General features: G+C 30.7%; 8 protein-coding genes. 7 read left to right on the plus strand and 1 reads right to left on the minus strand.

Features of this window, described 5'->3' with window-relative positions:
• The first annotated feature begins 42 nt into the window (after positions 1-42).
• From OREMA_RS0114830 to OREMA_RS0114840, 3 genes are read left to right on the plus strand one after another with little or no spacing between them, the layout of a single operon-like run.
• Positions 43-1,017 carry an RHS repeat-associated core domain-containing protein gene (locus OREMA_RS0114830; RefSeq protein WP_018250034.1) on the plus strand — a complete coding sequence of 325 codons (975 nt, stop codon included), beginning with the start codon at positions 43-45 and terminating at the stop codon, positions 1,015-1,017.
• Positions 1,018-1,045: 28 nt separating this feature from the next.
• Entirely contained in the window at positions 1,046-1,339 is a 294-nt protein-coding gene (locus tag OREMA_RS0114835) for a hypothetical protein (RefSeq protein ID WP_018250035.1), read from the plus strand.
• A gap of 13 nt (positions 1,340-1,352) precedes the next feature.
• Positions 1,353-1,583, plus strand: a complete 231-nt coding sequence (locus tag OREMA_RS0114840; RefSeq protein WP_018250036.1) for a hypothetical protein — start codon at positions 1,353-1,355, stop codon at positions 1,581-1,583.
• 158 nt (positions 1,584-1,741) lie between these two features.
• Here OREMA_RS0114840 and OREMA_RS0114845 read toward each other — a convergent pair whose 3' ends face one another.
• Positions 1,742-2,791, minus strand: a complete 1,050-nt coding sequence (locus tag OREMA_RS0114845) for an IS30 family transposase (protein ID WP_018248379.1) — start codon at positions 2,789-2,791, stop codon at positions 1,742-1,744.
• Positions 2,792-3,103: 312 nt separating this feature from the next.
• On the opposite strand from OREMA_RS0114845, the gene OREMA_RS0114850 reads away from it, so the two are divergent.
• The 4 genes from OREMA_RS0114850 to OREMA_RS19085 form a co-directional block, all read left to right on the plus strand.
• Positions 3,104-4,054, plus strand: coding sequence for an RHS repeat-associated core domain-containing protein (locus OREMA_RS0114850; protein ID WP_018250037.1), 951 nt, complete (start codon positions 3,104-3,106; stop codon positions 4,052-4,054).
• Positions 4,055-4,103: 49 nt separating this feature from the next.
• Complete coding sequence (locus tag OREMA_RS0114855; protein WP_018250038.1) at positions 4,104-4,547, plus strand: hypothetical protein; 444 nt, start codon at positions 4,104-4,106, stop codon at positions 4,545-4,547.
• Between the two features lie 163 nt (positions 4,548-4,710).
• Complete coding sequence (locus OREMA_RS0114860; protein WP_018250039.1) at positions 4,711-5,592, plus strand: RHS repeat-associated core domain-containing protein; 882 nt, start codon at positions 4,711-4,713, stop codon at positions 5,590-5,592.
• Positions 5,585-6,084 (plus strand): hypothetical protein (locus OREMA_RS19085; RefSeq protein WP_018250040.1); only part of this gene is annotated, 500 nt, incomplete at its 3' end. The genes OREMA_RS0114860 and OREMA_RS19085, both read left to right, overlap by 8 nt.

Genomic DNA, 6,084 nt, shown 5'->3' on the forward strand with positions numbered 1-6,084 from the left:
TGGGATGGAAATAGTCTACTTGCTACTTATGTGAGTAGTTCGATGGAGAATCTCTATGCAGTAGGAAGTGGAATCGATGAAGTCTTAGGAGTCTATGGTGAGCAGAGTCAATATTTGCATAGTAATCATTTAGGTTCAATCACAGGTATTACTGGAATAGATGGAATTGTGCTAGGTGCGAGAAGCTATACACCATATGGAATGGTGAGGAATACTACAGGAAGCTTTAATAGTGACTTAGGATTTATCGGAAGAAGTCAAGGTGGCATAACAGGACTGACTTACATAAGAGCTAGATACTATGATGCTAGTATGGGTAGATTTACTAGAGTTGACCCGATTAAGGATGGGTTGAATTGGTATGGGTATTGTGGTGGGAATCCAGTTAATTTTTATGACCCCACTGGATTGGTTAGATGGGGACAACTTGCATTAGGTTCATTACAAGCTGTAGGAGGCGGATTTGAGTTTGCTGCTGGTTTTGGTTCAGAATTTGGAAGTGGAGGATTATCAACACCTGTAAGTATTTTAGCAATGGCAGACGGAGCTTCTAATGTATCAGAAGGTTTTGCAAATATATGGGATTCATTTAGCGATTCAGATGTTAACACGGATAAATATAATCCAATTAAATATGGAATGAAAGAAGCTGGAGAATATGTTGGAGGAAAATATGGTAGATATAAATGGGGGAGTGAATGTGGCGAAAATGCAGGCAGAAAAATAGGAAGAGATTTAGGAGGTTTAGGATATACAATTTTTAATACAGGATTAAATGCTGCAGCAACTATTGATGGAGTAAGGAACTTTAGTGATGATTTACTTAGAAAGAGTCCTACTAGAACAATAGAAAATATTGGATCTTCATTATTTAATGCTAATAAAAGTGCTCAATCTGGTTGGATGGCAGTTGAACAGTCATATCATAAAGTCAGATTAGGAGGTCATATAGCTGGTTTTGTTAATGATTCATATGGATATGGTTCTTTGGGATATCATGCTTATAAAGGATACTAATATCTATTTATAAAAGGGATGTGATTATATGAATAAGAAAGCTTTAAGAATATCAGTATTAATGACAACGATTTTTATATTAATGTTAATGATTTCTACGAGAGAACCTTTTTTTTCAACAGTCATGTATATCCCTATTTTTTCCCTTGTTTATTTTAATGGTAAATATGTTCTTGAAACTAAAGATAATCCTAACATGCCTCCTATAAGTTTAGAAGCTTTGTTTAAATCTCTTTTAATAGCATTTTTATGGATAATGTTAATAATTTCAATCTCTTTAATATTAGAGAGACTACTAGGCAATAATTTATGGTTAAAATAGGGAGGAAATACAAATGAATTTAATAATTTCAGTTGGTAAAATAGATCTTAATTTCTTTAAAAGAGTTAACTTAATATTAAAGTTTTTTCCTTTAATATTGATGTTTATAGGTGGATATAGATTTATAAAAAGAAATTATGAACAAGCTGAAAATAAATTATTATTCTGGCTGATAGTGTTTATTGTAGTATTTGTTTTAATATCTCCCTTTATTGTTCTTCTTGTTACTGAACCAACAAAATAATTATAGAAAGGGAAGAATGAATGAATTTGGGTAAAGTTTTATATTATATCTTTAATTCTATAATGCTAATAATATCTATTAGATATTTTATTAAAAAATATTAATTCTTAAATTGCAATAATAAATTGAACATTTTCAAACTGTAATAATTTGGTTATTTAGTCATAAAGAATTTGTTTTAATTTATCTTCAAATATTTCATCAGGGGTTAGGTAATCTAAGATTTTTCTTGGTAAAGTATTGCACCAGTTTTGGACTCTAGCAATAGATTCAATAGAGAATTGGTTTAGACTATTACCTTTAGGGATAAAGCGTCTTATAAGACCATTATGACGCTCATTAGTTCCTCTTTCCCATGATGAATATGGATGTGCAAAGTATACTTTAGTATCACTAATTTGCTCTAAAAATGACATTTGAGCAAACTCAGAGCCATTATCACAAGTGAAGCTTTTAAATACTTTTGGAAAACAATCTCCTGCTTCATTAACGAGCTTTAAAATAGCATCTTGAACTGCTTGAGCAGTCTTGGCAGGGATTTTACGAATAATTTCTTTACGAGTCATACGTTCTGTCATAGTAAGTAAAACTGATTCATTTTTAGTCTTTTTGCCTATCATAGTGTCAATTTCCCAGTGACCAAACTCACTACGATTATTAATACTTTCAGGGCGTTGATCTATACTTGTACCAAGCTTCTTTTTATTATTTTTAGTGTGCTTTCTTTTTGAAGAACGCTTAAGCTTCAAAGGTAAATCAATGTTTTTAATTGTCAATAATCCAGCGTTGACGTAGTTATAAAGCGTTTTAGTAGATACCATCTCTGGCTTTGGAAATTTATTATGAAGTTTTGCTGCACCACATATAGCATCAAGAGAATGTCCTTTTTCGTAGAACTGTTCTATAACATAATCAATGAACTCTTCACATTGCAAAAGTTTAAATTTAGGACCACAATTCTTGCGATTAGATTCATAAACTCTTTGACCAGTGTCAGGGTAATAGACCATAATCTTTTTATTAGCTTTAATTTGAGAAACTGTACCACGTTTTAGTTCGTTTCTAATGGTATTAGAAGCTCTACCTAAACGTTTTGCAATAGCATTTGGATTCATTCCTTCGGAATGTAATAATGCAATTTGACCACGTTCATAAGCATTTAGGTGTTTATTTTTTCGGGATTTTGGTGTATCATTTAAGTAAGTCATAGTGTGCACCCTCCTGTAACTGGTTATTTTGTGGTGATTTAATTATATTACAGGTTGGTGCCCTATGGCTATTTTTATTTTGTTCAATTTGATTTTACAATGAAGCAAAAATATTAATTAAGTTATAAATAAAGATTAGCTAAAATGGCTAGTCTTTATTTATAGCAACTAATATAGAATTATCTATACTAGAAAGAATATAATTAAAAATTAAAAAATTCTTGAAGAATTTTTTGGTTAAGAAGGGATATTTTTATTTGCTATAATATAGAAAATAAAAAGTTATATAATTATTACAATAGATTATCAGCAGTGAATAAAAATAGTACTGAGCTTTCTAGTTACGCTTATGACCCATTTGGAAGAAGAACTAGTGTTACTGAAAATGGGCAGTCAACAAATTATCTCTGGGATGGAAATAGCTTACTTGCTACTTATGTGAGTGGTTCAATGGAGAATCTATATGCAGTAGGTTCAGGAATAGATGAAGTCTTAGGAGTCTATGGTGAGCAGAGTCAATATTTGCATAGTAATCACCTAGGTTCAATCACAGGAATAACAGGAACAGATGGAAGTGTGCTGGGTATGAGAAGTTACACTCCTTATGGAATGATGAGAAATACTACAGGAAGCTTTAATAGTAACTTAGGCTTTATAGGTCGTGAGCATGATGACACAGGGCTGACTTATATCAGAGCTAGATATTATGATGCTAGTGTGGGGAGATTTACTAGAGTTGACCCGATTAGAGATGGATTGAATTGGTATGGGTATTGTGGTGGGAATCCGGTTAATTACATTGATTTTACTGGTTTAAATATAGCTATTGTAGTCAATCCAGAAGGAGCAGGAGGTAATGGACACACATCTTTATATTTTCAAGATAGTAGTGGCAACTGGTATAAATATGATCAAGGAGCTACTAAAATACCGTTTTTAGGGAATATAGGTTTTATATCAGGTAGCAATGCCGATGCTGGAGTGAGTATTACCCCTGTTTCAGAGCCGCCAAAATGTGCTGAACAAATTGAAACAACCTCAAATCAAGATAGTCTTATTACTAAAAGTGCTAAAGCAAGTCAAAAAAGACATAATTCTGGGGAAGCTAAGTATAATATTTATACAAATAATTGTACTGATGCAGTAGTTGATGTGATCAATAATTCTGGGGCGGGAATTGAAATTCCTAATCCACCATTACCAGTTAAACCAAATAGTTGGAATGATATTTATCAAGACTGGCTTTTTAAAAATATAAAATAAAAGAGTAAGTTCATAAAATATTTGTTTTATAATAAGGAAGGAGTTGCTAATGAACATAATATTTAATAGTAAGGGTATTATTGTTTTTATGTTTTTTATTTTATCTTTTTTTATTTTATCTTCTTGTGATAATAAGAAAATGAAGATAGATAAAGTCTTGAATTATAGTAATGATAAAATAAAATTTACTGTTAATATAGAAAAAGTTATTTTCAAAAAAAATGATAATCGATTAAAAACATTTGTATATGGAAAAATAATAATTGATAATATTTCTAAAACAGACTCGATATATAGTTTAGAAGATATATTCTTGATTTTAGGAGATAATGAAATTAGTAGTAATGCTTATATTGATAGTGTAGGTTCAGTTATTATTCAAGATAATAATATAAAGAATGATAAGCAAAAAGAACATAAGGTATATTGGGTTTTTAATAGAAGACTAAATTTACATAGTATAAAGAATTTGAAATTATTATTTATAGACTAAATATATTTAATAACTTTTTTATTAATCACAAGTTTTATTATTTTGATGCAATTAAAATAGATTAATTGATTAAGTCGGGTTAAAACCTGACTTTTTTAATATCTAGAAAGAAACAGGAATTATATTACAATATATAGAAGATGTAACTTATGCTTACGATCCTATGGGTAGAAGTGTAACTGAAGATGGTCAACAGCGAGATTATCACTGGGATGGGAATAGTTTACTTGCTACTTATGTAAGTGGTTCAATGGAGAATCTATATGCAGTAGGAAGTGGAATCGATGAAGTCTTAGGTATCTATGGTAATCAGACTCAATATTTGCATAGTAACCAACTAGGCTCTATTACAGGAATAACAGGAACAGATGGCACAGTCCTTGGAACTCAAAGCTATACACCATATGGAATGATGAGAAATACTACAGGAACTTTCAATACTAGCTTAGGATTTATCGGAAGAAGTCGGAGTAGCATAACAGCACTAACTTACATCAGAGCTAGATACTATGATGCTAGTGTGGGTAGGTTTACGAGAGTGGATCCGATTAAGGATGGATTGAATTGGTATGGATATGCTGGTGGGAATCCAGTTAATTATTATGATCCTTATGGATTATTTTCTATGTCATGTCCAATCGTACAAAGTGCTCTAGAGCGACTGGCAATGACATGGGGGACAGCTTTTGCCGAACCAACTCCTATAGGAGAAGTTATAGCCATAGGTGTATCCGGTGGAATTATAGTTAAGGGTGCATGGGATATATATACTTATAATAAGGATAAAAGTGGTGAGGGTGAGGATAAGAATAAAGGTTATGACCCTGATAAAGGTGCATTAGACCAACTAGGAAAAGAATTAGAACATGATTATAAAAAGAAAGGAAAAGTAATTAGTAAAGAAGAGGCTGATATAATAGATGATTGGTGTGAAGAATATGATGTACCACAGCATCATGATTCTAATTATCCAAATAGTGGTGATCATTGGAAAGAAGGAAAAGATCATACTCATATAAGAAGGAGACATATTCCCTATGAATAAAAAATTAAAATTTTATAAAAATGGCTTTATAGTTAAAAGAGTAGATGGAAGTTATGGTAGAAAATTCGGTAATTATTTAGGGATAGAAGGTGATGTATGGCCATTATATAAAGATATTCAATTAATTGAACAAAGCAAATTAAAATATTTATGTGATTTTATTGATGAAAATGTTTTAAAATCCTATTTTGATAATAGTAGGGTAGATGTATGTTCCAATATTCAATTTTTAAATGAATATGTTTCTACATGTAATAAATTAGATTTTAATATAGAAATTTTATTATGTGAAACTTTAAGAAAAAAACCATATATTAATATTGAGGAGTACGTGATTGATAATCAGTTTGAATTTTTAGGTTATGATTATGGTTATCCGGGAGATAATTATTATTCGTGTGTTTATAATGACATAGGAAGAGTGTCAGAAATGGATAATATTAAACTAAATAAATATGGTTTATTTAATTCTGAGGAACAAGTTGTTAATTT

The sequence above is a fragment of the Orenia marismortui DSM 5156 genome, assembly GCF_000379025.1.
GTDB classification, from domain to species: Bacteria; Bacillota; Halanaerobiia; order Halobacteroidales; family Halobacteroidaceae; genus Orenia; species Orenia marismortui.

Excerpts from the sequence above, each read along its gene's own strand:
- OREMA_RS0114835 (WP_018250035.1), top strand. The coding sequence starts at position 1,046 with ATGAATAAGAAAGCTTTAAGAATATCAGTATTAATGACAACGATTTTT.
- OREMA_RS0114840 (WP_018250036.1), top strand. The coding sequence starts at position 1,353 with ATGAATTTAATAATTTCAGTTGGTAAAATAGATCTTAATTTCTTTAAA.
- OREMA_RS0114855 (WP_018250038.1), top strand. The coding sequence starts at position 4,104 with ATGAACATAATATTTAATAGTAAGGGTATTATTGTTTTTATGTTTTTT.
- OREMA_RS0114845 (WP_018248379.1), bottom strand. The coding sequence starts at position 2,791 with ATGACTTACTTAAATGATACACCAAAATCCCGAAAAAATAAACACCTA.
- OREMA_RS0114860 (WP_018250039.1), top strand. The coding sequence starts at position 4,711 with ATGGGTAGAAGTGTAACTGAAGATGGTCAACAGCGAGATTATCACTGG.
- OREMA_RS0114830 (WP_018250034.1), top strand. The coding sequence starts at position 43 with ATGGAGAATCTCTATGCAGTAGGAAGTGGAATCGATGAAGTCTTAGGA.